The organism is Streptomyces sp. NPDC005898 (assembly GCF_040629635.1).
In the GTDB taxonomy this organism is placed as follows: Bacteria; Actinomycetota; Actinomycetes; order Streptomycetales; family Streptomycetaceae; genus Streptomyces.
The window spans coordinates 245,388-270,834 of the sequence record NZ_JBEXWC010000002.1 but is presented as its reverse complement, the minus strand read 5'-3'; the positions used below and the strand labels follow the sequence as shown (position 1 = coordinate 270,834).

General features: G+C 74.3%; 26 protein-coding genes. 18 read left to right on the top strand and 8 right to left on the bottom strand.

The features are described from left to right. Positions 1-528: 528 nt before the first annotated feature. The 7 genes from ABZ385_RS03975 (at position 529) to ABZ385_RS03945 (ending at position 6,612) form a co-directional block, all read left to right on the top strand. Positions 529-1,053 (top strand): DUF2617 family protein, encoded by a 525-nt coding sequence (locus ABZ385_RS03975; protein ID WP_358583617.1) that lies wholly within the window; start codon positions 529-531, stop codon positions 1,051-1,053. A gap of 83 nt (positions 1,054-1,136) precedes the next feature. Then, entirely contained in the window at positions 1,137-2,705 is a 1,569-nt protein-coding gene (locus ABZ385_RS03970; protein WP_358909572.1) for a polyamine aminopropyltransferase, read from the top strand. A gap of 60 nt (positions 2,706-2,765) precedes the next feature. Next, positions 2,766-3,611 (top strand): SRPBCC domain-containing protein, encoded by an 846-nt coding sequence (locus ABZ385_RS03965; protein WP_358583621.1) that lies wholly within the window; start codon positions 2,766-2,768, stop codon positions 3,609-3,611. 25 nt (positions 3,612-3,636) lie between these two features. Further along, positions 3,637-4,431 carry an aldose 1-epimerase gene (locus ABZ385_RS03960; RefSeq protein ID WP_358583623.1) on the top strand — a complete coding sequence of 265 codons (795 nt, stop codon included), beginning with the start codon at positions 3,637-3,639 and terminating at the stop codon, positions 4,429-4,431. A 10-nt stretch (positions 4,432-4,441) separates the two neighbouring features. Next, positions 4,442-4,996: an orotate phosphoribosyltransferase gene (pyrE, locus tag ABZ385_RS03955; RefSeq protein WP_358583625.1), complete on the top strand. Its 555-nt coding sequence runs from the start codon at positions 4,442-4,444 to the stop codon at positions 4,994-4,996. A gap of 99 nt (positions 4,997-5,095) precedes the next feature. Beyond that, complete coding sequence (fbaA, locus tag ABZ385_RS03950; RefSeq protein WP_358700716.1) at positions 5,096-6,118, top strand: class II fructose-bisphosphate aldolase; 1,023 nt, start codon at positions 5,096-5,098, stop codon at positions 6,116-6,118. A gap of 80 nt (positions 6,119-6,198) precedes the next feature. Then, the gene (locus ABZ385_RS03945; protein WP_358583629.1) at positions 6,199-6,612 is read left to right on the top strand and encodes a DUF3151 domain-containing protein; all 414 of its coding nucleotides are present in this window, start codon (positions 6,199-6,201) and stop codon (positions 6,610-6,612) included. 127 nt (positions 6,613-6,739) lie between these two features. Here ABZ385_RS03945 and ABZ385_RS03940 read toward each other — a convergent pair whose 3' ends face one another. Then, positions 6,740-7,921 (bottom strand): NADH:flavin oxidoreductase, encoded by a 1,182-nt coding sequence (locus ABZ385_RS03940; RefSeq protein ID WP_358909570.1) that lies wholly within the window; start codon positions 7,919-7,921, stop codon positions 6,740-6,742. Between the two features lie 101 nt (positions 7,922-8,022). On the opposite strand from ABZ385_RS03940, the gene ABZ385_RS03935 reads away from it, so the two are divergent. From ABZ385_RS03935 to ABZ385_RS03885, 11 genes are all read left to right on the top strand, one after another. Then, complete coding sequence (locus ABZ385_RS03935) at positions 8,023-8,646, top strand: CGNR zinc finger domain-containing protein (RefSeq protein WP_358909568.1); 624 nt, start codon at positions 8,023-8,025, stop codon at positions 8,644-8,646. 129 nt (positions 8,647-8,775) lie between these two features. Continuing rightward, positions 8,776-9,621 carry a tryptophan 2,3-dioxygenase family protein gene (locus ABZ385_RS03930; RefSeq protein ID WP_358583635.1) on the top strand — a complete coding sequence of 282 codons (846 nt, stop codon included), beginning with the start codon at positions 8,776-8,778 and terminating at the stop codon, positions 9,619-9,621. Next, positions 9,614-10,846, top strand: a complete 1,233-nt coding sequence (gene kynU, locus ABZ385_RS03925) for a kynureninase (protein ID WP_358909567.1) — start codon at positions 9,614-9,616, stop codon at positions 10,844-10,846. The genes ABZ385_RS03930 and kynU overlap by 8 nt, the downstream gene beginning before the upstream one ends. A gap of 109 nt (positions 10,847-10,955) precedes the next feature. Next, positions 10,956-11,834, top strand: coding sequence for an alpha/beta hydrolase (locus ABZ385_RS03920; RefSeq protein ID WP_358909566.1), 879 nt, complete (start codon positions 10,956-10,958; stop codon positions 11,832-11,834). Between the two features lie 158 nt (positions 11,835-11,992). Next, entirely contained in the window at positions 11,993-12,946 is a 954-nt protein-coding gene (locus tag ABZ385_RS03915; protein ID WP_358909564.1) for an alpha/beta hydrolase, read from the top strand. Continuing rightward, positions 12,939-14,117: an acyltransferase gene (locus tag ABZ385_RS03910; RefSeq protein ID WP_358909562.1), complete on the top strand. Its 1,179-nt coding sequence runs from the start codon at positions 12,939-12,941 to the stop codon at positions 14,115-14,117. The genes ABZ385_RS03915 and ABZ385_RS03910 overlap by 8 nt, the downstream gene beginning before the upstream one ends. After that, the gene (locus ABZ385_RS03905; RefSeq protein WP_358909560.1) at positions 14,110-15,501 is read left to right on the top strand and encodes a sensor histidine kinase; all 1,392 of its coding nucleotides are present in this window, start codon (positions 14,110-14,112) and stop codon (positions 15,499-15,501) included. Before ABZ385_RS03910 ends, ABZ385_RS03905 begins: the two co-directional genes overlap by 8 nt. After that, positions 15,498-16,172, top strand: a complete 675-nt coding sequence (locus ABZ385_RS03900) for a response regulator transcription factor (RefSeq protein WP_358583647.1) — start codon at positions 15,498-15,500, stop codon at positions 16,170-16,172. Before ABZ385_RS03905 ends, ABZ385_RS03900 begins: the two co-directional genes overlap by 4 nt. 122 nt (positions 16,173-16,294) lie before the next feature. After that, entirely contained in the window at positions 16,295-17,650 is a 1,356-nt protein-coding gene (locus ABZ385_RS03895) for a histidine kinase (RefSeq protein ID WP_358909558.1), read from the top strand. Further along, a complete protein-coding gene (locus ABZ385_RS03890) occupies positions 17,647-18,315 on the top strand; it encodes a response regulator transcription factor (RefSeq protein ID WP_358583651.1) in 669 nt (222 codons plus the stop codon). Before ABZ385_RS03895 ends, ABZ385_RS03890 begins: the two co-directional genes overlap by 4 nt. A 214-nt stretch (positions 18,316-18,529) precedes the next feature. Next, the gene (locus ABZ385_RS03885) at positions 18,530-19,744 is read left to right on the top strand and encodes a cytochrome P450 (RefSeq protein WP_358909556.1); all 1,215 of its coding nucleotides are present in this window, start codon (positions 18,530-18,532) and stop codon (positions 19,742-19,744) included. 79 nt (positions 19,745-19,823) lie between these two features. On the opposite strand, the gene ABZ385_RS03880 is transcribed toward ABZ385_RS03885, so the two are convergent. The 7 genes from ABZ385_RS03880 to ABZ385_RS03850 form a co-directional block, all read right to left on the bottom strand. Beyond that, positions 19,824-20,075, bottom strand: a complete 252-nt coding sequence (locus ABZ385_RS03880) for a hypothetical protein (RefSeq protein WP_358587672.1) — start codon at positions 20,073-20,075, stop codon at positions 19,824-19,826. Next, positions 20,065-20,301, bottom strand: coding sequence for a hypothetical protein (locus ABZ385_RS03875; protein WP_358587670.1), 237 nt, complete (start codon positions 20,299-20,301; stop codon positions 20,065-20,067). Before ABZ385_RS03875 ends, ABZ385_RS03880 begins: the two co-directional genes overlap by 11 nt. Before the next feature lie 77 nt (positions 20,302-20,378). Further along, positions 20,379-21,239, bottom strand: coding sequence for a peptidoglycan-binding protein (locus tag ABZ385_RS03870; protein WP_358909555.1), 861 nt, complete (start codon positions 21,237-21,239; stop codon positions 20,379-20,381). 19 nt (positions 21,240-21,258) lie between these two features. Beyond that, entirely contained in the window at positions 21,259-21,894 is a 636-nt protein-coding gene (locus tag ABZ385_RS03865; protein WP_358587664.1) for a hypothetical protein, read from the bottom strand. Between the two features lie 72 nt (positions 21,895-21,966). Continuing rightward, on the bottom strand, positions 21,967-22,113 hold the full coding sequence (locus ABZ385_RS03860; RefSeq protein WP_358909553.1) for a hypothetical protein: 147 nt from the start codon (positions 22,111-22,113) through the stop codon (positions 21,967-21,969). A gap of 56 nt (positions 22,114-22,169) precedes the next feature. Continuing rightward, positions 22,170-24,551 carry a hypothetical protein gene (locus tag ABZ385_RS03855; RefSeq protein ID WP_358909551.1) on the bottom strand — a complete coding sequence of 794 codons (2,382 nt, stop codon included), beginning with the start codon at positions 24,549-24,551 and terminating at the stop codon, positions 22,170-22,172. Then, positions 24,538-25,380 (bottom strand): hypothetical protein, encoded by an 843-nt coding sequence (locus tag ABZ385_RS03850; RefSeq protein ID WP_358909549.1) that lies wholly within the window; start codon positions 25,378-25,380, stop codon positions 24,538-24,540. Before ABZ385_RS03850 ends, ABZ385_RS03855 begins: the two co-directional genes overlap by 14 nt. Positions 25,381-25,447: the final 67 nt, after the last annotated feature.

Below are 25,447 nucleotides of genomic sequence, written 5' to 3'. Positions count from 1 at the left end.
GACTCCGGGGGCGGCCACCACCACGGGGGGCACTCCTGCGGCGGCGGCTCCTCGTGCGGGGGCAGTTCCTCGTGCGGGGGCGGCTCGTCGTGCGGGGGCGGGGGCGGATGCGGCGGAGGCAGCTGACACGGGGCAGCTGGTCCACCGATTCGCCGGGGCGCCCGGCGGGAGGCAACTCCCGCCGGGCGCACTGGTGTTGCGTTCGGGCGTGCGAGGCGAGGGGGCGTGCTCCGGCGGACGGACGGTTGTGAATCATTGAACAGTTGAACTGTGCAACCCCCAGGGGGATGGAAAGCGCACGAAGTTGGGTAAAAACGCTGTGGCACTGTCGCCGACCATGATTCCCTCTTAACCGCCCGTACCGCCCTCGGACGTCCCTCACGGGTTTCCCGGACGCAAGCCCGGAGACCCGACCGGTGCCGTTCACGTGGGCACGAGCCGGTATTCCGACCTCCCGGTCACGACCCTTCCGGGCCACGACCCGGGTGCGCCGGCCCCACCTCCATTGCGTGTTAGCGGAGCCGACCCATGCTCACGACCCTGAAGACTGTCTACACCGACACGCGCGCCGCGGACCTCGCCTGGGCCCTGGGGCGCGAGCCGCTGCCCGCGCTCGCCACCCTCGACGTGGAACTGTCCGACGCGAGAATGCAGTTGAGACTCCTCGGGGCCTCCCACCAGGTGCTCCTGGAGGACGAGCAGGGCAGCTGCTCCGAGACCGTGGCCTGCATCCCCGGCAGCAGCACACCGCTCCCGCTGGGCGTCTCCAAGCGGGTGGGCGACTGGGAGTACGAGTTCGCGGCGCGCGTCGAGACCCTCTCGCGCGGCCAGTTCGCGGGCCGCGCCCAGGAGTTGCTGGCTCTGGTGACCGAACACCCGCACGGCCTCGCGGGGGTCTTCCCCGGCAGCCCGCACGCCTTCACCGCCCTGCTGGCCCAGCGGCACGAAGGCTCGGTGATGTGGCGCACCTGGCACGCGTATCCGCAGGACGGCCAGTTGGTCGCCACGCGGTCGCGGGTGGGGGTGCGGATGCCGCTGCCCGCGCCGCTGTGAGCGGGGCCGCCACGCCCGACGGGCCCCTTTTGCACCCTTGCGGGTGACCCGGAGTGAGACCGCAGTGACGTAGCGTGCTGTCGGTGCTCGACTCGACGGTCCGGTTGCCGGTCTCACCCCGGGCAGGACGGTTCCTCGTTCTGGTCGGCGTGTTCGTCTGCGCTGCCTGCGGGCTCGTCTACGAACTCGAACTCGTCGCCCTCGCCGCCTATCTGATCGGCGACTCGGTCACCCAGGCCTCCGTCGTGCTCTCCGTGATGGTCTTCGCCATGGGCATCGGGTCGCTGCTCGCCAAGCGGCTGCGGCGCCGCGCCGCCCTCGGGTTCGGCCTGATCGAGGCCGCGCTCGCGCTGGTCGGCGGGTGCAGCGCCATGGCGCTGTACGCGGCGTTCGCGTGGACCGGCGACCGGGGCGAGGTCTGGGCGGGCGGCTCTCGCCCTCTCGTCGTCGCGTTCTCGCTGGCCATCGGCGTCCTCATCGGCGCCGAGGTGCCGCTCCTGATGGTCCTCATCCAGCGCATCCGGCGGCAGGACGCCGGGGGCGCCGTCGCCGACCTGTTCGCCGCCGACTACGTGGGCGCGCTGGTCGGCGGCCTCGCCTTCCCCTTCCTGCTGCTGCCGGTCTTCGGGCAGCTCACGGGCGCCCTGTTCACCGGCGCGGTCAACGCGGTCGCGGGCGGCGCGCTCGTCCTCGGCCTGTTCGGGCGGGACCTCGGCGTGCGCGAGCGGGCCGCGCTGATCGCCGCGAACGTGCTCGTCCTGTCGGTGCTGGCCACGGCCGCCGTCTTCGTCGGCGACTTCGAGCGGGCCGCGCGGCGGGCGGTGTACGGCGCGGACGTGCGCGTCGCCGTCCAGACCGAGGTGCAGGAGATCGTCCTCACCGGAGGGCGGCGGCGCTCCCTGGACCTCTACCTCGACGGGCGCCTGCGCATCAGCGGCCGCGACGAGCGCCACTACCACGAAGGGCTGGTCCGGCCCGCGATGCGCGGCCCCCACGCGCGCGTGCTCATCCTCGGCGGCGGCGACGGCCTCGCGGCGCGCGAGGTGCTGCGCCATCCGGGGGTGCGCCGCGTCGACCTCGTGGAGCTGGACGCGGGCGTCCTCGCCCTCGCCCGGCACGACCCGGCCCTCGGCGAGCTGAACGGCCACGCCCTGCGCGACCCGCGGATGCGGGTGGTGCGCGCCGAGGCGTTCCGCTGGCTGCGCGCGGAGCGGGCCGCGTACGACGTGGTGATCTGCGACCTGCCGGACCCGGGCGTCACCGCGAGCGCGAAGCTGTACTCCCAGGAGTTCTACGGCCTGGCCACCCGCGTCCTGGCCCCCCGAGGGCGCCTCGCCGTGCACGCGGGCCCCGTGTCGGTGCGGCCGCGGGTCTTCTGGACGGTGGAGGCGACGGTGCGGGCGGCGGGCCTGCGGACCGTGCCCTACCGCGTGGGCGGCCGGCGCTCGGGGTTCGCCGCCGGGCCCGACCGCGCATCGGCGGGGGCGCGGGCGCCGCGCGACTGGGGGTTCGTGCTGGCCTCACGGGCGCGTCCCGTGCTGCTGCGCGCGGCCGGGTCGCGGACGGTGCGCGCCGGGGTGCGCTCGGCCGCGCCCACCCGGGTGCCCGGCCTGGTGGCGTCCACCCTGGTGCGTCCGCGTTACGCGGACTGACGTACACGGTCCGGTGAACCGGCGCACATAGTCGCGAGTGCGTGGGTAGGCTCCACTGCCATGGAGCATGAGGTCTTCGTCCCGGTCGCCGCAGAGCGTCTCCGGCAGGTCCTGGCCGACCCCGAGCGGGTCGCCGGGGCGGTGCCCGCGCTCCAGCGCGACGCGCGGGAGACGGCGGGGCCGATCTCCGGCCGCCTCAAGGTGCGGGTCGCGGGGCACACCATCACCTACCGGGGCGCGGCGCGGACCGAGGGTCGTGCCGACGGGGCGTACGTGATCGCGGGCGAGGGGACGGAGGCGCGCGGTTCCGGTTCCGTGCGGCTCACGCTGACCGTGCGGCTGCTGCCCGTCTCCGCGGGAACGAACATCGCCTTCGAGGGCGCGGCCACGGCCGACGGCCGGATCACGGAAAGTTCTCCACAGGCTGTGGAGACCGCTGTGCGCAGACTCCTCGAACGGTTCGCGGAGGCCCTCGCGGCGGCGGCGCCCGCGGACTCCGGCCCGGCCGGGGCACACGCCACGACCCCGCAGCCCGCCCCGCGAGCCCCCGGGGCGGAGGATGACGACGACGATGACGACGACGTCGAGGGCATGGACGACCTCGACAGCGCCGACGACCTCGACGACGAAGATGATCTTGAGGGTCTGGGCGACATCGACATCGACATCGACGACGACGTGAGCGACATCGACGTACCGCCCGCCGAGGCCGCCCACGCCCGCCGCACGATGATCGGCCGCAGCGCCGAGGAGGTCGACCACGCCCCGCCGCGCGGCCGGTACGCGCCGGCGCCCGTCCCCGAGACGCTCTCCGCCGGTGCCACGCTCCGCTGGGCCGCGCCCGCCGCCGCCCTCGCGCTGGCCTCGGCCGTCGTGGTCGGCCGCGCCCTGCGCCGCCGCCGGTGACCGCGTACACCGTAGGGTCGGCCGGATGAGTACCCAAGACGTGACTTTGACCGCGGGCGACGCGGAAGTGACCGTGCGGCCGGGCAGCGGCTGCCGCATCGGAAGTCTGCGCATCGGCGGCGTCGAGCTGCTGCGCCAGGGGGAGCGGTACGGCTCCTTCCCGATGGTGCCCTGGTGCGGCCGGATCGACCGGGGCCGGTTCCGCGACGGCGCGAGCGTCCACCAGATGCCGCTGAACTCCCCGCCGCACGCCATCCACGGCTTCGCCCGCGACGCCGCGTGGCGCACGGCGCGCACCTCCCCGACCGAGGCCGTCTTCACGTACGACCTCACCGAGCCCTGGCCCTACCCGGGCCGCGTCACCCAGATCGTGGAACTGACCGAGGACGCGTTGACGCTGCGCCTCGGCATCGAGACGTACGGCGACTCCTTCCCCGCGCAGGCGGGCTGGCACCCCTGGTTCAACCGCTCCCTGGACGGCGGCGGCGAGCCCGCGCGGATCGACTTCGCCCCCGCCTGGCAGGAGGAGCGCGGCGACGACCACCTCCCCACCGGCCGCCGCGTCGAGCCGCGCCCCGGCCCCTGGGACGACTGCTTCGGCATGCCCGACGGCGTCGACGTGACGCTGACCTGGCCGGGGCGGCTCGCGCTGCACGTCACGAGCCGCGAGCAGTGGGTCGTCGTCTACGACGAGCAGGAGGCGGCCGTGTGCGTGGAGCCGCAGACCGGCCCGCCCAACGGGCTCAGCACCGCGCCCCGCCTGGTCACCCCCATCGAACCGCTGGAGACGGCGACGACCTGGACCTGGACGCGGCTTTAAGCTGACAGGCATGACTGACGACGTACGTGGCGCGCTGCTCCAGCAGATCAAGGACAAGGCCGTGGTGCACGGCAAGGTGACCCTCTCCTCGGGTCTCGAAGCCGATTACTACATCGACCTGCGCCGCATCACCCTCGACGGCGAGGCCGCCCCGCTGGTGGGCCAGGTGCTGCTCGACCTCACCGCCGACCTCGACTTCGACGCCGTGGGCGGCCTGACCATGGGCGCCGACCCCGTCGCCGGCGCGATGCTGCACGCCTCCGCCGCGCGCGGCAGGCGCCTGGACGCCTTCGTGGTCCGCAAGGCCGCCAAGGCGCACGGCATGCAGCGCCGCGTCGAGGGCCCGGACATCAAGGGGCGCCGCGTGCTCGTCGTCGAGGACACCTCCACCACCGGCGGCTCCCCGCTCACCGCCGTCGAGGCCGTCCGCGAGGCGGGCGCCGAGGTCGTCGGCGTCGCCACGATCGTGGACCGGGCCACCGGCGCCGGCGAGAAGATCACCGAGGGCGCCGGCGTGCCGTACCTCTTCGCGTACTCCAAGGACGACCTCGGTCTGGCCGACTGACTCCGGCACGTCTGGAAAGATGGGGGCGACGATGTCGTCGCCCCCAGGTCAGGGTCAAGCAGCACAGCATCCCACCCGCACATCACAAGGAGCGGACACATGCCCATCGCAACTCCCGAGGTCTACAACGAGATGCTCGACCGGGCGAAGGCAGGCAAGTTCGCCTACCCGGCCATCAACGTCACCTCCTCGCAGACCCTGCACGCCGCGCTGCGCGGCTTCGCGGAGGCCGAGAGCGACGGCATCATCCAGATCTCCACCGGTGGCGCGGAGTTCCTGGGCGGCCAGTACAGCAAGGACATGGTGACCGGCGCGGTCGCGCTCGCCGAGTTCGCGCACATCGTCGCCGCCAAGTACGACGTCACCATCGCGCTGCACACCGACCACTGCCCGAAGGACAAGCTGGACGGCTACGTCCGCCCGCTGCTCGACGTCTCCGCCGAGCGCGTCAAGGCCGGCCGGAACCCGCTCTTCCAGTCCCACATGTGGGACGGCTCCGCCGAGACCCTCGCCGACAACCTGGCCATCGGCCAGGAGCTGCTCGCGAAGGCCGCCGCCGCCAAGATCATCCTTGAGGTCGAGATCACCCCGACCGGCGGCGAGGAGGACGGTGTCACGCACGAGATCAACGACGAGCTGTACACCACCGTCGACGACGCGCTGCGCACCGCCGAGGCGCTGGGCCTCGGCGAGAAGGGCCGCTACCTCCTGGCCGCGTCCTTCGGCAACGTCCACGGCGTCTACAAGCCGGGCAACGTCGTCCTCCGTCCCGAGCTGCTCGCGGACCTCCAGGAGGGCGTCGCCGCCAAGTACGGCAAGCAGTCGCCGTTCGACTTCGTCTTCCACGGCGGCTCGGGCTCCACGGCCGAGGAGATCGCCACCGCGCTGGAGAACGGCGTCGTGAAGATGAACCTGGACACCGACACCCAGTACGCGTTCACGCGGCCCGTCGCGGACCACATGTTCAAGAACTACGACGGCGTCCTGAAGGTCGACGGCGAGGTCGGCTCGAAGAAGACGTACGACCCGCGCACCTGGGGCAAGCTCGCCGAGGCCGGCATGGCCAAGCGGGTCACCGAGGCGTGCGCGAACCTGCGCTCCACCGGCACGAAGCTGAAGTAGCGCCCCGCGCTCCACGTGACGAAGGCCCCGGGTCGGTGACCCGGGGCCTTCGCCGTACCGCCATGCAGCACACTGAACCCATGGCCATTCACAAGGATCTGCTCGGGGGACCGCCCCCGACCCACCTGCCCGACGACCCGGAGCCGCGCGAGCTGCTGGCGAACGGCACGGCGCCCGCCGACGTCGCCGCCAAGTACCCCACGTCCTCGCTCGCCTGGGCGCAGCTCGCCGACGAGGCGTTCGAGCGCGGCAGCGTCGTGGAGTCGTACGCGTACGCCCGCACCGGCTACCACCGCGGCCTGGACGCGCTGCGCCGCAGCGGCTGGAAGGGCCACGGGCCCGTCCCGTGGGAGCACGAGCCCAACCGCGGCTTCCTGCGCGCGCTGCACGCCCTGGCGCGGGCGGCGCAGGCGATCGGCGAGCAGGAGGAGTACGAGCGCTGCGCGGGCTTCCTGCGGGACTCCTCGCAGACCGCGGCGACGACGCTGGGCTGACCTTGAGCGGGCCCGCGTCGCTTGCGTCGCGGGCCCGCGCGGCTCTTGGGCAGGCGGGCACTGGAGCGCCCCTTCAGGGGCGCGGGGAACTGCGCGACCAGCCAACCACGCGCCCGCGGGCGAAGAACTAGCGCAGCCGGCCCAGCTGCGCCACGTCGTACGGCACCGCTTCCGCCAGGCGTCCCGTCACCGCCTTGTTCGCCCACTCGGGGTCACCGATCAGGGAGCGGCCCACCGCGATGACGTCGAACTCGTCCCGCTCCATGCGGTCGAGAAGCAGGTCGATGCCGGTGGACGCGGTCTCCTTGGCCCAGCCCTGCGGGCCGACGAACTCCTTGTCGAGGCCGACCGAGCCCACGGACAGCGTGGCCCTGCCGGTGAGCTTCTTGACCCAGCCCGCGAGGTTCAGGTCGCTGCCGTCGAACTCGGGCAGCCAGTAGCGCCGTGTGGAGGCGTGGAAGGCGTCGACGCCCGCGTCCGCCAGCGGCGCGAGCAGCGCCTCCAGCTCGGCCGGGTCGGTGGCGAGCTGAGCGTCGAAGGCGTACGCCTTCCACTGGGAGAGGCGGAATATCACCGGGAACGCCGGCGAGACCGCCGCCCGCACCGCTGCCACGACCTCCCGCGCGAAGCGGGTGCGGGACGCGAGGTCGCCGCCGTAGCCGTCGGTGCGGCGGTTGGTGGTCCCCCAGAGGAACTGGTCGATCAAGTAGCCGTGCGCGCCGTGCAGTTCGACCCCGTCGAAGCCGATCCGCTCGGCGGCCGCCGCGCTGTCGGCGAAGGCGGCGATGACCGCGTCGATGTCCGCGCCGCTCATCGTGTGGCCCTTGGCCGCGCCGTCCAGGCCGATGCCGGAGGGGCCCACCGAGGGCGCCGAGGGGATCGGGCCCTGGCCCTCGTCGCGGGTCACGCCCACGTGCCAGAGCTGCGGGACGATTCTGCCGCCCGCCGCGTGGACGGCCTCGGCGACCCGCTGCCAGCCCGCGAGCGCGGCCTCGCCGTGGAAGTGGGGGACGCGGTGGCTGCTGCCGGCCGAGGGGTGGTCGACGTAGGTGCCCTCGGTGACGATGAGGCCGACGCCGCCGGCCGCGCGGCGGGCGTAGTACTCGGCGACGTCCGTGCCCGGCACGCCGTCGGGCGAGAACTCGCGGGTCATGGGGGCCATGGCGATGCGGTTGGGCAGGGTGAGGCCGTTGATGTCGAAGGGGCGGCCGAGAACGCGTGCGGCGCGTGTGTCGCCCGTTCCCGCCGTGGCGTTGGCTTCCGGCGTCGCTTCCGGCGCGGTGTCCGGCGTCGCTTCCGTGGCTTCCATGCGGCCCTCCTGGGCTCTCGGTCCGGCGTGGCGTCCTACGCTGCTGACAGCACTGTATGCCTTTTGCTGGTGTCGCCTTGGGGGCGGGTACCGTGAGAGGCATGAACTGGCCAGCGACCGAGCGCCACTGTCTGAGTCCCGCGCCGGGCGGCCTCGCCCTCGTCCAGGAGCTCCTGAACACCGCGCCGGCCGCCCGGCCCGCCCCCGCCGACCTGCCCGACCTGCTGGCCGACGGGGCGCTCGGCGCCGCCCAGGAGTGGGCCGACGGGGCGGTGCGCGGCTGGGCCCGCGAGACGGGCCGGGCCGACGTCCAGCTCGTCCTGACCGCCGACGACCTGCCGAAGCTCCGGTGCCTGCGGGACCAGGTGCGGCGCGCGCTGGCCGCCGGCGACCGGGGCGGGGCGGCGGTGCGCTTCACCTCCGCGCCCGTGGTCGTCGGGCTCGCGGGCGACGGCACGCTGACCGTGGAACCGGAGGGCGCGGGGGCGCGCTGGCTGGCCTCCGCCGTGCTCGCCGAGTCGCTGCTGGCCCAGACCTCGGGCCTCTGGCGCCGCCTGAAGATCTGCCGCAACGCCTCCTGCGCCGCCGCGTTCTACGACCGCTCCCGCAACAACAGCGGCGTCTGGCACTCGGTGCGGGGCTGCGGGAACGCCGCCCATCTGCGGGCCTGCCGGGAGCGGCGCCGCGTACAGGACGGTGTCGGCGACAGCAGCGTACGGCTTTAGCCCGAGTCCCGAACGGGTGTGCCTTGCCGATTCGGGGAAAGTTGCGGAGGATGCCGGTGGGGACCGGGGCCCCCGTGCCGGTACCGGCAGGGGCGGACCGCTACCCGGAGTACGTACGAGGAGACAGCGATGTCCCCAGAGGCGCATGAGACGCCCGCCGAGACGCACGAGGCCCCGAACCTCGACTTCGCCGGCACCACCCCGTACGAGGACTACGTCCAGGCGGACGTCCTCACCCACCTCCAGCACCTGCGGTCGGACGACCCCGGCGAGATGGTCTTCCTGGTCACCACCCAGGTCATGGAGCTGTGGTTCACGGTGATCGTCCACGAGTGGGAGACCGCCGCGAGCGCCCTGCGCCGCGACGACGTCCCGGTCGCCGTGGCCGCGCTCAAGCGCAGCATCCGCGAGCTGGAGGCCCTGAACCACTCCTGGACCCCGCTGGCCGGGCTGACCCCCGCGCAGTTCAACTCCTACCGGAGCTCGCTCGGCGAGGGCTCCGGGTTCCAGTCCGCGATGTACCGGCGCATGGAGTTCCTGCTGGGCGACAAGTCGGCGTCCATGCTGGTCCCGCACCGGGGCGCCCCGCGCGTCCACGCGGAGCTGGAGAAGGCCCTGCACGAGCCGAGCCTGTACGACGAGGTGCTCAGGCTCCTCGCCCGGCGGGGGCACGCGATCCCGGACGCCGTCCTGGAGCGCGACCTGACGAAGAAGTACGAGCCGTCGCCCGAGGTCGAGGCGGTCTGGACGGCGCTGTACTCCGGCGACGAGAGCGCCGAACTGGCGCGGCTCGGCGAGACGTTGACGGACGTGGCCGAGCTGGTCTGGCGCTGGCGCAACGACCACCTGGTCGCCACCCGCCGCGCGATGGGCTCCAAGACGGGCACGGGCGGCTCGGCCGGCGTGGCCTGGCTGGAGAAGCGGGCGACGAAGAACGTCTTCCCCGAGCTGTGGACGGCGAGGAGCCATGTCTGACCTGCGCAGCGAGGCCGAGGTCTGGGACGCGAAGGACGAACTGGCCGCCAAGCGCGCCGAGTTCGTCCTGGACGACACCGTCTATCTGGACGGCAACTCCCTGGGCGCCCTGCCCGCGAACGTGCCGGGCCGTGTCGCGGACGTCATCGCCCGCCAGTGGGGCGAGCTGCGCATCCGCTCCTGGGGCGAGAGCGGCTGGTGGACCGCGCCCGAGCGCATCGGCGACCGCGTCGCCCCGCTGGTCGGCGCCGCCCCCGGCCAGATCGTGGTCGGCGACTCGACCAGCGTGAACGTCTTCAAGGCGCTGGTCGGCGCCGTGCGACTGGCCCGCGGCGAGGGCGGCGACCGCCCGGACGGGGGCGACCGCCACTCGGACGGGGGGCGCGACGAGATCATCGTTGACGCCACGACCTTCCCCACGGACGGGTACATCGCGCAGTCCGCGGCCCGCCTCACCGGCTGCCGGCTGATCCCGCTCGCGCCCGCCGAGGTGCCGGCCGCGCTCGGTCCGCGCACGGCCGCCGTCCTGCTGAACCACGCCGACTACCGCACCGGCCGCCTGCACGACCTGCCCGGTCTGACGGCGGCCGCGCACGCGGCGGGCGCCCTCGCCGTCTGGGACCTGTGCCACACGGCGGGCGCCCTGCCCGTCGGCCTGGACGAGCACGGCGTGGACCTCGCGGTGGGCTGCACCTACAAGTACCTGAACGGCGGCCCCGGTTCACCGGCCTACCTCTACGTGCGCGAGGAGCACCAGGAGCGGTTCGACTCGCCGCTGCCCGGCTGGAACGCGCACGCCGAGCCCTTCGGGATGCGCCCCGACTTCGAGCCCGCCCAGGGCGCGGTGCGCGGGCGCGTCGGCACGCCCGACATCCTGTCCATGCTCGCCCTGGAAGCGGCCCTCGACGTCTGGGACGGCGTCTCGGTCGACGCGGTACGGGCCAAGTCGCTCGCCCTGACGGACTTCTTCCTGCGGTGCGTCGAGACGTACGTACCGCCCGGCCTGGTCGAGTCGCTCACCCCGGCCGCGCACGCCGAGCGCGGCAGCCAGGTCGCGCTGCGCTGCGCGGACGCCGGCGACGTCATGAAGCGCCTGATCGACCAGGGCGTGGTGGGCGACTTCCGGGCGCCGGACGTGCTGCGCTTCGGCTTCACCCCGCTGTACGTCTCCTTCGCCGACGCCGAGCGGGCCGCCCGCGTCCTCGCGCGGACGCTGGCGGTGTGATGCCGGGGCGCGCGCCGGGCTGGTAGCGTCCGGCGGATCTTGGTCCCGTTCCCCCGCGCCCGGGGGGACGGGACGCCCGCCAGCCGCACTGCCGTTGAGAGGTTGCCGCATGCCGGACGACGCCGCCGTGGCCCGCGATGCCGCCGAGGCCGAAGCCGCCTTCTCGCACCCCGCCGTGGAGCCGGACGCCACCGCCGCCTACGGCGCGCACCCCGACCAGGTCATCGACTTCTACGCGCCCCGGGGCGCCACCCCCCGGCCCGCGCCGCTGGTCGTCACCCTGCACGGCGGCGCCTGGCGCGCGCCGTACGACCGGTGGCATCTGACGCCGTTCGCGGACTTCCTGGCGCGCCGGGGCTTCGCGGTGGCCAACGTCGAGTACCGCAGGGGCAGCCCCATCCCGGCCCAGGGCGGCACGGCCCCGGTGGCCGGGCGCTGGCCGGAGACCTTCGACGACGTGGCCGCCGCCTTCGACGCCCTCTTCCCGCTCGTACGCGAGGCCCTGCCGTCGGCCGACCCGCGCCGCACGGTCGTCACCGGGCACTCCGCCGGCGGCCACCTCGCGCTGTGGGCGGCCGCCCGGCACCTGCTGCCCGCCGACGCGCCCTGGCGCACCGAGCGGCCCGCCCCGCTGCGTGGCGTCGTCGCGCTCGCGCCCATCGCGGACTTCACGGCCGCCGAGGAACTGGACGTGTGCGGCGGCGCCTGCGCCCAACTCCTGGGCGGCAGCGCCAGGTTCGCGGACCGGTTGCCCTACGCCGATCCCGCCTCGCTGCTCCCGACGGGCATCGCCACCGCCCTCGTGCAGGGCCGCGACGACATCGTGGTGCCGCAGGCCGTGGCCGAGGCGTACGCGGACGCGGCGGCCGCGGCGGGCGAGGTCGTGGGCCTCACCCTCCTCGCGGACGTGGGCCACTTCCCGCTGATCGATCCGGCGGCGGACGCGTGCGCGGTGGTCGCGGAGGAGATCGCGCAGCTGGCGTTCTGAACGGGCCCCGCGCGGCGGCCCGGGGAATACCCGTCATACCTGAGAGCTACGCGGCGGGTGCGTACCCCGGTGTGATGCGGGTGACAGAGCCCGGTCCCTAACTTCCCTTCCATGGACGCGAGTCGGAGCACCGGCCCGCGCGGTGGAAGGGAAGCGCGATGAGGATCAGTGCCGGGCGGCTGCGCCGCACTCTGCTGGCGGCCGGGGTCACCGCGGCGGTGGTGTTCCCGCTGTCGGGCGCCGCCCGCCCCGAGATCCCGGCCCCCGCGCCCGCCGCCCTCGGCCACGTCACGGCCCGGGAACTGCCCGCCGCATACGAGGCGAACAGGGCGAACGCCGCCGAGGCCGCCCGCATGGCCGAGCGGTACGGCGCGCGGGAGCGGGCCGCCGGACTGCGCGCCATGGCCGCGCCCGGCCGGCACTTCCTCGCCTTCGACGGGCGGGGCGCGGGCCGCACCGCCGAGGTCTTCGGCGACCTGGCGGACGCCGGGCGCGTCGCCGTCCTGGTGCCGGGCTCCGACACCTCCCTCGACACCTACGGCAGGCTGCGCGCCGGCGCGCTCGCCCTGCACCGCGAACTGGGCGCGGGCACGGCGGTGGTGGCCTGGCTCGGCTACGAGACGCCGGGCACGGTCAGCCCCGCCGTGCTGACCACGGGCCGCGCGGACGGCGCGGCGCCCGCGCTGCGCTCCTTCGTCGCCGACCTGCGCGGCGTCAACGCCCGTGCGCGGGTGTCCCTGCTCTGCCACTCCTACGGCTCGGTGGTGTGCGCGAGCGCCGCCTCGGGGTCGCGCCCCCTGGACGTCGCCGACATCGCGCTCTACGGCAGCCCCGGCACCGGCGTCGACCGGGCCGCCGACCTGAACACGAGGGCCCGGATCTGGGCCGGCCGCGGCGCGGACGACTGGATCGCCGAGGTGCCGCACACCAGCGCCGACCTGTTCGGCACCACGGTCGGCTTCGGCACCGACCCGCTCTCCGCCGACTTCGGGGCCCGCGTCTTCCCGGCCGGGGACGGCGGCCACAGCGACTACCTCAGACCGGGCTCCGTGTCGCTGCGCAACCTCGCCCGGATAGTGCGCGGGGACGCCCCGGAGGCCGGCCATGCGTGACCTGGTGCGGCGGATCGAGGCCGGTACGCCTCCCGGGCGGGACCGCGCCGTCGACGCCCTGCGGGCCCTGGCCATCCTCGGTGTGGTGGGCGGCCACTGGCTGGTCACGGCGCTGGTGTGGGACGGCGGAGCCCTGCACGGGGAGAGCCCGCTGCGGCACCTGCCGTGGCTCGCCCCGATCTCCTGGGCCTTCCAGACGCTGGCCGTGTTCTTCCTGGTGGGCGGCCAGGTGGCGGCGAAGAGCCACGCGTCGGCGCGGGCGCGGGGCATCGGCCACCTCCCGTGGCTCGCGGCCCGGCTCGGCCGTCTCTTCCGGCCCGTCGCCGCCGTGCTCGCGGTCTGGGCCGCCACCGCGTGCGCCCTCCTCCTGACGGGCACGGACCCGGACACGGTGCACACCCTGCTGAAACTGGCGCTCTCCCCGCTGTGGTTCCTGCTGGTCCTCGCCGCGCTCACCGCGGTGACCCCGCTGGTGGCGCGGCTCAACCCGCTGTGGCCGCTGGCCGTCGTCCTCCACGTGGATCTGCTGCGGTTCGGTTTCGGGGGCCCGGCCTGGCTCGGCTGGATCAACGTGGCGGCGGGCTGGCTCGTGCCCTACACCCTCGGCACGGCCTGGGCGCGGGGCGGGCTGACGCGCGTCTGCGGGCGGGTGCTGCTCGTGGGCGGCGCGGCGGCCACCGCCGTACTGGTCCTGTGGGGCGGCTATCCCGCCTCGATGGTCGGCGTCCCCGGGGCGGCGGTGTCGAACCTCGATCCGCCCACCCTGGCCGTCGTCACCTTCGGCCTCGCCCAGTGCGGGCTCGCGCTGCTGCTGCGGGAGCCGTTGCGGCGGTGGACGCGCGCGCCCCTCGCCTGGGCGGCGGTGGCCCTCGCCAACCTCTCGGCGATGACGGTGTTCCTCTGGCACCAGACGGCCCTGATGGCGGTGACCGCGCTCGGCCTGCTCGCCGGCCGACCGCTGCCGGGACTGCACACGGTGCCGGACGGGCTCGGCTGGGTGCTCGCCCGCCTGGCCTGGCTGCCGGTGTTCGCGCTGGCCCTCGGGGTCTGCTGGGCGGCGTTCCGCACGCAGGAGCGCGGGGGTCCGCGGCGCGGCGGGGGAGGCTCCCGGGTGGTGCGCGTGCGCCGCGGGGCGGGGGCGGCGCGGGGCGAGGGGGTGCGGCATGACTAGGGTTGATCTTGTGGACGGTGCGGGCCGCGGGGGTGGCGACGGAGAGCGGGCCGACCGGTTCCTGACCGGCGGTCTGCGCGGGCTGCGTGGGCTGCGCGGGGAGCTGTGGAACGCGGCCCTCCTGCCGCTGCCGCCGCTCGGCAGGCCCCGGCGGCTGCGCTGGGCCCCGCACCTCGTGGTCCTCGGGATCACCCTCGCCACGACCGTCAACAACGTCGACCAGCTGGCGCAGGTCTACCGACTCGGCTACGTGCTCGGCTGGTTCCTGAGCCTGGCGCAGGCCGCGGCCCTGCTGCTGGCCCTGTCGCGGCCGGCCGCCGCGTGGTGGCTGTCGCTCGGGGTGAACGTGTTCGTCGCCGCGGCGGCGCGCATCCCCTCCGGGCATGGGGTGTTCACCGCCGCCGGGACCGTCCCGCCCGATCAGGGCGGTGAACCCTGGCCGTGGTCGCCGCCCTCGTTCATCGCGCACGCCGCCGTGACCCTGCTGCTCGCGCTGCGGCTGCCGGCCAGGGCCGCCTGGGCGGCGTACGTCCTCGGTGTCGGGGTGCCGTTCCTGCTGCAACAGACGATCAGGCCGGGGCCGTACGACACGACGGTGCCGCTCTCGGCGCTCGTCTTCGGGGCCGTCACGCTGATCGGCACGCTGCTGCGCGGCCGCCGCGAGACCCGCAGCCAGCTCGTCCGGCAGACGACGCTCACCGCCGAGGAGCGCGCCCGGCGCACGCTGCTGGAGGAGCGCAGCCGCATCGCCCGCGAGCTGCACGACGTGGTCGCCCACCACATGTCCGTGATCTCCATCCAGGCGCAGGTCGCCCCGCACCTGGTCAAGGACCCGCCCGACGAGCTGCGGGAGAACCTCCAAGGCATCCGGGAGAACGCCCTGGAGGCCCTCACCGAGCTGCGTAGGGTCCTCGGAGTGCTGCGCTCGGAGGACCCCGAGGACCCCGACGGCGCCCCGCAGGCCCCCCTGCCCACCCTGGACCGGCTCGACGGCCTCCTCGACAACGCCCGGATGGCCGGACTGACCGTCCACGGCGGCTTTCCGGCCGGCGGGGAGCGGCGGCCGCTGCCGCCCGGCGTGGACCTGTCGGCGTACCGCATCGTGCAGGAGGCGCTGAGCAACGCCATCCGGCACGCGCCGGGGTCGACGGTGCGCATAGCCCTCGCGCACGGCGGGGCCGGCCTGCGCGTGCGCGTCACCAACACCGCCGCGCGGGAGCGGGTCCCGCCCTCGCCGGGCGCCGGGCACGGGCTGCTCGGCATGCGGGAGCGGGCCGCGATGCTGGGCGGTGACCTCGCCGCCGGCCCCCTGCCGGACGGCGGCTACGAGGTGTCCGCCTTCTTGCCGACGAACGTTTCGCCGACGAACGGGGAGAGCCAGTGAGGGACACGATCCGGGTACTGATCGCCGACGACCAGATCATGGTCAGACAGGGCTTCACGGTCCTGCTGAACGCGGAGCCGGACATCGAGGTGATCGGCCAGGCGGTCGACGGGCGGGACGCGGTCGCCCAGGTCGGCGAGCTGACGCCCGACGTGGTCCTGATGGACATCCGCATGCCCGAGCTGAGCGGCATCGAGGCCACCCGCCGCATCACGGCCGCGCTGCCCGAGGTGCGCGTCCTGGTCCTGACGACGTTCGACCTGGACGAGTACGTGTACGAGGCGCTGCGCGCGGGCGCGTCCGGTTTCCTGCTGAAGGACGCCTCCGCGGACCAGCTCGCCGAGGCCGTGCGGGTGGTGGCCGCCGGGGACGCGCTGCTCGCGCCCGGCATCACCCGGCGCCTGATCGCGGAGTTCTCCCGTCTGGACGGCGGCGGGCGCGGGCCCCTCAGGTCCCGCGTCGGCGAGCTGACCGGGCGCGAGACGGAGGTCCTCGCCCTGATCGCGCGGGGCCTGTCGAACGCGGAGATAGCGGCGGAGCTGGTGGTCGCCGAGCAGACGGTGAAGACGCACGTGGGCCGCATCCTGGTGAAGCTGGGCCTGCGGGACCGCACCCAGGCGGCGGTCTTCGCCTACGAGTCCGGGGTGGTGCGGCCTTCCGGGCACCGGTGAGAGCGGGGCCTCGGGGGCCTCGGGGCGGCGCGCAGGGCCCGCGTGTAGTACCTGCGACGGACCCCGCGGAACCCCTCTCGCTGTGGACGACCCGGGCCCGGCGCCCCCGTACCGTCGTCACCGTGACCGATACGACTGAGCAGCTCAGGGGCCAGGGCCCCAAGAGCCCGGAGTTCCATTTCGCGCGGGAGGTCCTCGGCGGCCTGCGCGAGGCACTGTGCCGTGACGCCTTCGCCTACCGGCTGCTGCCCCCGAGGCCGGTGGGCGGCGGGGCGGCCCGCCTGCTCCCGGAGCGGATACGCCCGTACGCCGTCTGGAGCCGTCACGCCCTGGTGGTGGGCGCGGCCCTGATCACCATGTTCATCTCCTACCGGATGGCCCTCGGCGGCGGTGGTGCCCCCTATGTGGCCGTCAGCCTGATCCCCGCGGCAGCCGTCCTGATGACGCTGGTCAGGCCGGTCGGCGCGTTCTGGGTGTCGCTGGCGTCGACGCTGGTCACCGCGGCGTTCGGGAACACCTGGGACGGCTGGCCGTGGACGCCCGAGGCCTTCTTCGCGCACATCGTGGTGATGGTCGTGGTCGCCGCCCGCACCCGCCCGCGCACCGCCCTGTGGATGTGGCTCGCCACGGCGGCGTACGCCCTGGCCGCCGAGGCCCTGCTGGACTTCGGCGCCAACGGCTACGCCGGGTCCGACGCCCCGGCGATGCTGTTCTGCTCGGCGCTCGCGCTGCTCGTCACCACCCTCGCCCATGTGCGCAGCGAGGCCCAGCGCGAGGTCACGGTGCAGCGCACCGTCACCGCCATCGAGCGCGGCAAGCGCACGCTCCTGGAGGAGCGCACCACCATCGCCCGCGAGCTGCACGACGTGGTCGCGCACCACATGTCGGTGGTCGCCATCCAGGCGGAGGCCGCCCCCTACCGCGTGCAGGACCCGCCGCCCGAGCTGGAGCAGGCGTTCGCGACGATCCGGGAGAACGCGGTGGCGGCGCTGACCGAGCTGCGCCGCCTCCTCGGTGTCGTACGGGCGGAGGACTACGAGGCGCCGGACGCCCCGCAGCCCACCCTCGCCGACCTCGACCGCCTCCTGGACAACGTCCGGGACGCGGGCCTGAGCGTCGACAAGGTGATCACCGGGGCGGTGCGGGAACTGCCGCAGGGCGTGGAGCTCTCGGCGTACCGCATCGTGCAGGAGGCCCTGAGCAACAGCCTGCGCCACGCGCCCGGCGCCCCGGCCCGCGTCGAGGTCGGCTACGTCCTCGGCGGCCTCGGTCTGCGCGTCGTCAACGGCCCGGCGACCGGCCTGGTCAAGCCGTCCCCGGGGGCCGGCCACGGCATCACCGGCATGCGCGAGCGCGTCACCATGCTGAACGGCGAGATGACGGCGGAGGCGACGGCCGAGGGCGGGTACGAGGTCACCGTCTTCCTGCCGGTGCCCTTGGCCGACCGGCCCGAGGCGGCGAAGGAGGGGAGCGCATGACGATCCGCGTGCTCATCGCGGACGACCAGATGATGGTCCGCGAGGGTTTCTCCGTCCTGCTGGGCGCCATGCCCGACATCGAGGTCGTCGGGGAGGCGGTCAACGGCCGCGAGGCGGTCGAGCGGGTGCGCGAACTGGCCCCCGACGTCGTCCTGATGGACATCCGCATGCCCGAGCTGAACGGCATCGACGCGACCCGGGAGATCGTCGCGGCCGAGGGCACGTCGAAGGTGCTCGTCCTGACGACGTTCGACCTGGACGAGTACGTGTACCAGGCGCTGCGCGCGGGAGCCTCCGGTTTCCTCCTCAAGGACGCCTCGGCGCGCCAACTGGCCGACGGCGTACGGGTGGTGGCCTCCGGTGAGGCGCTCCTGGCGCCGACCGTCACGCGCCGCCTGATCACCGAGTTCTCCAAGATGGCGCAGACGCCGCGCCTTTCGGCGGCGGTCCAGGCGCAGCAGTACGGCGAGCTGACCGAGCGCGAGACGGAGGTCCTGGTGCTGATCGCGCAGGGGTTGTCGAACGCGGAGATCGCCTCGCGCCTGGTGGTCGCGGAGTCCACGATCAAGACGCACGTCAGCCGGGTCCTGGTGAAGCTGGGGCTGCGGGACCGGACGCAGGCGGCGGTCTTCGCGTACGAGGCGCGGCTGGTCACCCCGGGCTGAGACCGCCCCGGCAACGGGGCGGGGCGTCGTCGGCCGGGCCCCGTAAGGGGCGCGGGGAACTGCGCGACCAGCCACGACGCGACCCGCAGGTCGCCTCTCCCCGGTCCGGCCGCGCCGGCTTCGCGAGCACCGCTGCACAGACGCCGCCGCCCAGGCCCGCCGCCCAGGCGCACGCGGTGTTTCGCGTGCGGGCCGCAGGCCGTAGCGTCGGGCCATGGACGTCACCGCCGTCTTCGCGCCCTCCTCGCCGGAGTTCATCGCGGACCCCTGGCCGGCCTACGCCGAACTGCGCGCGGCCGGCCGGGCCCTCTACTGCGCGCCGACCGACCAATGGCTGATCCCGCACCACGCGGACGTCTCGGCCCTGCTGCGCGACCGGCGCCTGGGCCGGACGTACCTGCACCGCTTCACCCACGAGGAGTTCGGCCGCGCCGCCCCGCCGCCCGAGCACGAGCCGTTCCACGTCCTGAACGACAACGGCATCCTCGACCTGGAGGCGCCCGCGCACCCCCGCATCCGCCGCCTGGTCGCCAAGGCCTTCACGCCCCGCACGGTCGAGCGGCTGCGCCCCTACATCGAGGAGCTGGCCGACGAGCTGGTGCGCGAGCTGGTGGCCGAGGGGGGCGGCGACCTCGCCGCGAAGGTCGCCGAGCCGCTGCCGGTCGCGGTCATCGCCCAGCTGCTGGGCGTCCCGGAGAGCGACCGGCATCTGCTGCGGCCCTGGTCGGCCGCGATCTGCGGGATGTACGAGCTGCGCCCCTCCGAGGAGACGGCGGCCAAGGCGGTCGCCGCCTCCCTCGAATTCTCCGCCTACCTGCGGGAGTTGATCGCCGCCCGCCGCGAGAACCCGGGGGACGACCTGATCTCGGGGCTGATCGCGGCCCACGAGGACGGCCGGTCGCTCGGCGAACAGGAGATGATCTCCACCTGCGTGCTGCTCCTGAACGCGGGCCACGAGGCGACCGTCAACGCCACGGTCAACGGCTGGCACGCGCTGCTGCGCCACCCCGACCGGCTCGCCGAGCTGCGCGCCGACCCGGACGGCCTGCTGCCCACGGCCATCGAGGAGCTGCTGCGCCACGACACCCCGCTCCAGCTGTTCGAGCGCTGGGTCCTGGACGACATCGAGATCGGCGGGGTGCGCATCCCGCGCGGCAGCGAGCTGGCGCTCCTCTTCGGCTCCGCCAACCGCGACCCGGCCGTCTTCACCCGCCCCGCCGAACTGGACCTGGCCCGCCGCGACAACCCCCACATCTCCTTCGGCGCGGGCGTCCACTACTGCCTCGGCGCCCCCCTGGCCCGCCTGGAACTCACCGCCTCGGCCCGGGCCCTGCTGCGCCGGGCCCCCACCCTGCGCCTCGCCGCGGAACCGGTCCGCAGACCGAACTTCGTGATCCGCGGCTTCCAGGAACTGCTCGTGGAGGTGTGACCGCGTACCTTGCACGCACCACACGTCGACCGGCGGACCGGACCGTGCGAGCGGTCCGGTCCGCCGGGAGGGCGGTGTGCTATCTGCCGCCGGTCTGCCAGAGCGTGACCGCAAGCGCCGTGCACGACGTGATGGCGGCCAGGGACGGCAGCGGCCAGCGGCTGCGTTCCAGGGCGCCGAGGCGGTCCTCGTGTTCCGAGAGGGTCTTGTCGGTCTGGTCGGCCCGCTGCAACAGGAGCGCCAGATCCCCGCGCGTGGTCGCGAACCCCACGTCCACGGAGCGCCTCAGCCGCTCCAGCTCCAGGGGGACGCTGCCCGTCTCAACCGCCATCGTCCGCCCCCTCGCCCGCCTGCCCGCGCAGCCACGGGGGCAGCAGCGCCTCGACGGCCGGTACCGACATCAGCCGGCTCAGCCCGGTGGCGAAGGCGACGAGGGCCGCGAGCACCGGTACGTCGGCGATGCCCGGGTCCGCCGCGAGCAGCGGCAGGGCGGCGAGCAGCGTGAACAGCGCCTGTACGGCGGTGCGCAGCGCTCTGCGCGTGGTGTCTTTCTCCATGGTTCTCCTCGGTTCTCCTGGGTTCTCCTCGGTGCTCCTCAGTGCTCCGCAGTGCTTCTTGCAGGAGTCGGCCGCCGTCAGGGCCGCGGTACGCGCAGGCGGTCCCAGCTGGCCCGCCCCGGCACCCCGTCGGCCGCGCCGCCCCGGTAGCCGAGCTTGTGCTGCCAGGCGGCGTACGAGGCCCGGTCGGCCTCGGTCCACACGGGCCCGGGCCCGATCTCGTACCGTCCGCAGCCCTCCTCGACCAGGCGGCGGCCGACCGCCGCGCACAGCGCGTCGCGCCGGCCGACCGTGAAGAACGCCGCGCCGGGGAACGGCGCGTACGTGGGGGAGGGGGTGTGGTCGCCCGGCGGCCCGGAGCCGAGCCGGGCGGCGACCCGGCCGCGCATCACCGGCATGGAGAAGGACGGGTCGATCTTCCTGCGGGTCCACTCCTTGTGGGCGATCACGCTCGCCCCGGTCCAGCCGTGCGCCCGGCACACGGCCGCCGACAGGCGCTCCACCGCGTCGAGCTGGGCGGCGGGGTAGGGGTCGCGGCCGGTGCCGAGGTTCTCGATCTCGAAGCCGTAGAAGCGGGCGTTGCCGTCCACCGCGTCGGGGCCGGGCCGGGACGGTGGTGCCTTCGAGGTGCGGACCGCGTCGAGCACCGCGCTGGAGCCGTTGCCGGCGTGGTTGGTGCGGCCGTATCCGACCAGGTGGAGCGTGCCGTCCTTGGTGATCAGGCCGACGCACAGCGGGCCGGGCAGGTCGGGCAGGCCGTGCCGGCAGACGGCGAGGCTGTCGCGGCCGGCGGTGTGGTGCAGCATGACGCCGTGCACCGGCCCCCAGGGGCCCTTGTGGTTGCGGTTGTGCGTCCTCCAGTCGCCGTGTTCTCTCACGCGGACGCCCTCGCCGCGCAGGGCGCGGACGAGGGCGTCGGGGGTCAGAGGTGTGGCCATGGGGGCCTCCTCGGGTGTGTCAGTTCAGGCCGGTGAGGGTCAGGAAGCGGTTGGTGAAGGTGGCGGTGGCGGCGGTGGTGCGGTAGGCGCCGGTCACGGTGTAGGCGGCGCCCGCGGTGAGGCCGGAGAGCGGGAACTGGCTGCTCGCCGAGACCGGGTTGGTGCCGCCGACGACGGCCGCGCGGTTGTCGGCCGCGGCGAAGACGACCCTGGTGCCCTGCTTCACGGAGGCCGAGAAGTGCGCCAGGCCCGCCGCGCTGTTGTTGATGCGGGCGCCGACCGTCAGGAGCGCGATGCCGGACGGCGGGGCGAGGAAGGTGACGGCGAACGGCTCGGTGACGCCGGTGAGGGTCTCGACGTACGCGGTCGAGGTCGTCGTACCGCTGAGGTTGCTGAACCAGTGCACCGGGCCGGGCACGAGCGGCGCCCACTGCCGGGCGGCGGTGAAGTGGTAGTAGCGGCCCGGGTTGTTGAGCCAGGTGAGCATGCCGGGGATCGGGTCGCTCACCTTCGCGTCGCGGGCCGCGGCGTCGGCGAAGCGCAGCACGGTGCGGCCGTCGACGGCCTCGGCGAGGGACTGGAGGTGGACGGGGATGTTGGCGTTGTCGGCGGGCTGCGGGTAGGGCAGGCTGCCGAGCGGGGTGAGAGCGACCATGAGTTCGATTTCTCCTTGGGGCGGGGCACGGGTGCGGGCACGGGCCCGGGGGGCGGGGGTGGCGCGGCGGGCTCAGCCGTCGAGCGGCGGCGGCAGCGTCTCGTTCGGGTCCATGCCCTCGTCGTCGGCCGCCACGAGGGGGTCGTCGATCTGCACGGGCCCGGGCGGCGGCACGTACGTGCCGGCCGTCCCGGCCTCGTCGGGGCCGTCCTCGTTCATGCGGAGGCTCCCCTCCTCATTCATGGCGAGGCTCCCGTTCATGGCGAGGCTCCCGTTCATGTCGTGGCCCCCGTCGTCGTCAGGAGCGTCCGGTAGCTGAGCGCCGCCGTGGTGAGGGCGTCGAGCGTCGCGTACTGGGCGGTGAGCCGCTGGTACGTCCGCTGCGTGCCGTGGGCGGGGTCCACCGGACCGTCGGGGGTGAGCCCGTCGTCGGCGGGCGCGCCGTTGTACGCGGTGCCGCGCAGGGTGAGGGTCTGCTGCGGGGCGCTGCCCGCGGCGCACGTGGTGCGGATGCCCACCACCCAGGCGAGGGTGTCCAGTTCGGCGCCCGCGAAGTCGCGCACCCGCACCACGTCGCCGAGCTGGACGCGCGGGTCGTGCAGGATCTCCACCTCGCCGAGGAGCGGCACGGGGTAGCGGCCGGCGGCGAGCATGGCGTTCGACAGGGCGGCGGCGCCCGTGGACGTCTGCACCCAGTCGGTGGCGGGCGCCGTGTACTGCTGCTTGCCGTAGTGCTCCTGGCTGGTGGTGTTCCAGCGGGCGTAGGACCGCTGCCTGGGATCGGCCGACCGCTTCAGGGGCAGGACGCGCACGGACGGCTTGCCGTCCTTGGTGACCGTCCACACGCTGGTCGTACCGCGGTTGGAGAACCGTACGAAGTAGGTCGGCCCCTCCCGCCAGCAGCTCACCGACACCTTGCCCTTGACGGCGGTGCCACCGGTCTTCGCCGTGCCGAACCGCACGCCGTGGCCGTCGTAGCTGACGGAGTCGTCCACGACCAGGAGCGGTCCGACGTCGTTCTCGTCCTCGGCCATGGCGTACTGCACGACGACGGCGGTGTTCGGCTTGATCTCCCGCACCACCGTGTCGTCCACCGCCTCGCCGCGCAGCGCCTTGATGCCGGTCCAGTCCTGGTAGGGCTGTTCGCAGTGGTTGCGGCAGGCGTCGATCTCCTCGGTGACCGTGAGCGAGGCGATGTCCCGGTTCGTGGTGACGGTGAGGTCGGGGACGGTCGGCACCGTGGTGAACCGGGAGGGGCCGCGCCAGCGGAAGACGCCCTGTTCGTCGAATTCGGCGGTGGACATGCTGGCCCGGGCGATCTCGGTGATCACGTCCCACTGCGAGCCGGACACCTTGGGGATGTCGTACAGCGGCAGTTCGGGCAGGTCGAGGACCCCGCCCTTCACCCACCACCCCTTCGGCTCCCACTCCTGGTCCGGATAGCTCGCCGTGTCCGTCCACACCCGGTCGGTGACCTGGAGGCACTCGACGGCCATGTCGGTGGTCAGGTCGATCCGGTTCAGCTCCGAGGTGGGCTGGAACGCCGACTCCTGGGTGAACGTGTACTTGCCGCCCACGCGCAGCGAGCCGTCGGGGGCGGTGAGGCGCGGCTGCACGGTCGGGGCGACGACCGTGCCGGTCGAGGAGGTGTCGACCAGGAAACCGAGGTGCCAGTTCCCGCGCAGCGAGGCCAGCTTGTCGATGCCCCAGGTGACCGTGGGGGCGGCGACGCCCGTGGTGCCCGAGGTGATGCCGACGACGCCCGTGGCGATGTCGAACGACGCCTTGATGTAACCGGTCTTGGTGCCGCTCTGGTCGAACACCGCCGACATCTCGATCAGATTGCCGCGCGTGAGGGCCGTGTTGACCCAGCACTCCACCAGGAAGACCTTGCCGGGCATGACGAACCGCGAGCGCGGCATCCAGGAGGCGGTGAGCCCGGTGGCCTTCGGCATCAGCGCGAGCTCGAAGGGCGCGCCCTCCTGGATCCAGTCGTACGCGGACGGGCTCGGCACCTCCTCCGGCTGGCCGTAGGTGGAGTTGAAGCCGCCGTGGAGCGAGGCGTAGAGCACGGTGAACGGCTTCTCGTCCGCCGTGTCGTCCTTGTCGACCAGCGGGGCGCGCGGGGGCGGGCAGGTGTGGATGCCGCCCTGGCGCAGGAGTTCGTCCACGCACCAGGTGGCGGTGGCCACCGGGCGGCCGTAGAGGTAGCCGTGGTAGGGCCGGGGCAGCGAGGCGGGACCGCGCAGCCGCTCGGCCCCGTCCAGGGCCTGCACGGTGACGGTGTCGCTGCCGGAGGCCGCGCCGCGCGAGCGGACCGTGCCGCGGAAGGCGGGCAGGGTGCGCCCGGCGGCCCCCGCCCGGTGGACGACCGACTGGCCGGGGCGTACGACGTCGCCCGTGGCCCGGTTCGCCCAGGCCGAGTACAGCCGTGGCGCGGGGACGCCGTCGGCGCCGCCCAGCTGCACTTCGAGCTGGGCGGACGCGCTGCCGGAGAAGGCCCGCATCGCTTCGGGGAGGTCGGTGGCGTAGGCGCGCTCGACCTTCCACGACTGGACCTGGCCGCCCAGCTCCTCGCCGCCGAGGCGGGTGGAGTGGGCGGGGACGCGCTCGGGGGCGGACAGGGCGTGGTCGAGGGCCTCGTCAGAAGGCTGCACGGCGCACCTCCACGAGGTCGACGCTGACGTTGCGGTACGGCAGGCGGGCCGCCGGGACGTCGCTGTACGCGGTGACGGACATGGCCGGGCAGCCGTCGCCGAGGAGGTGGGCGCCGGGCCCCGTGCCCGGGTCGGTGCCCGGCTCCTCGTCGAGGGTGAGGCAGGCGCCCGCGAGCCCGAACAGACCGGTGGCGCCGGGGCGCCCGACCGGGGTCGCGAAGGCGGCGCCCGCCGGGGCGGTGCCGGTGACGGAGGTCCCGGAGGCGTGGGCGGTGCTCAGATACGTCCCGTCCGCCGCCTTCCAGTCCAGCTGGGCGGTCGCGGTGGCCGGGTCCCAGCCGGCCGGCAGGAGCCAGGACACCCGCATGCCGGGCACCACCGGCCAGCCCGCCCAGGTGCCGTGCACCCAGCCGATGGCGGCGGCCGGGTCCTGGCAGTCGGCGGTGGTGAGGTCCTCGGCGTCGCGGGCGAGCGCGACGGCGCCGTTCATGGTGAACCAGTGGTCCCGGCCGCCGGGGCTGTCCGACTGGCCGGCCGCCTGATGGGGGTCGAGGAGGTTGACGGCGGCGGGGTCGAGCACGACGAGCGGGCCCCGGCCGGTGCCGACGCGGCGGGCGAGGCGGTCCAGGTGCCGGGCGTCGCCGGGCTCCAGCCAGTCGAAGGAGAACTTCAGGCGGCGGGTGGTGCGGGTGGGGGCGAAGGTGGTGACGCGCCCTTCGAGCGCCTTGAACTCGGTGACGTTCAGCTCGGCGGTGCGCTCCCAGCTCTTCGCCGCCTGACGTATTTCCCGGAGCCGGCCGGGGGCTCCGATCCACAGGTTCCTGGCCATGAACTCCTCCTGTTCTATGTGATGCGCGGCGTACGGCGCGCACGAACCAGCGCATACGGCGTACGGG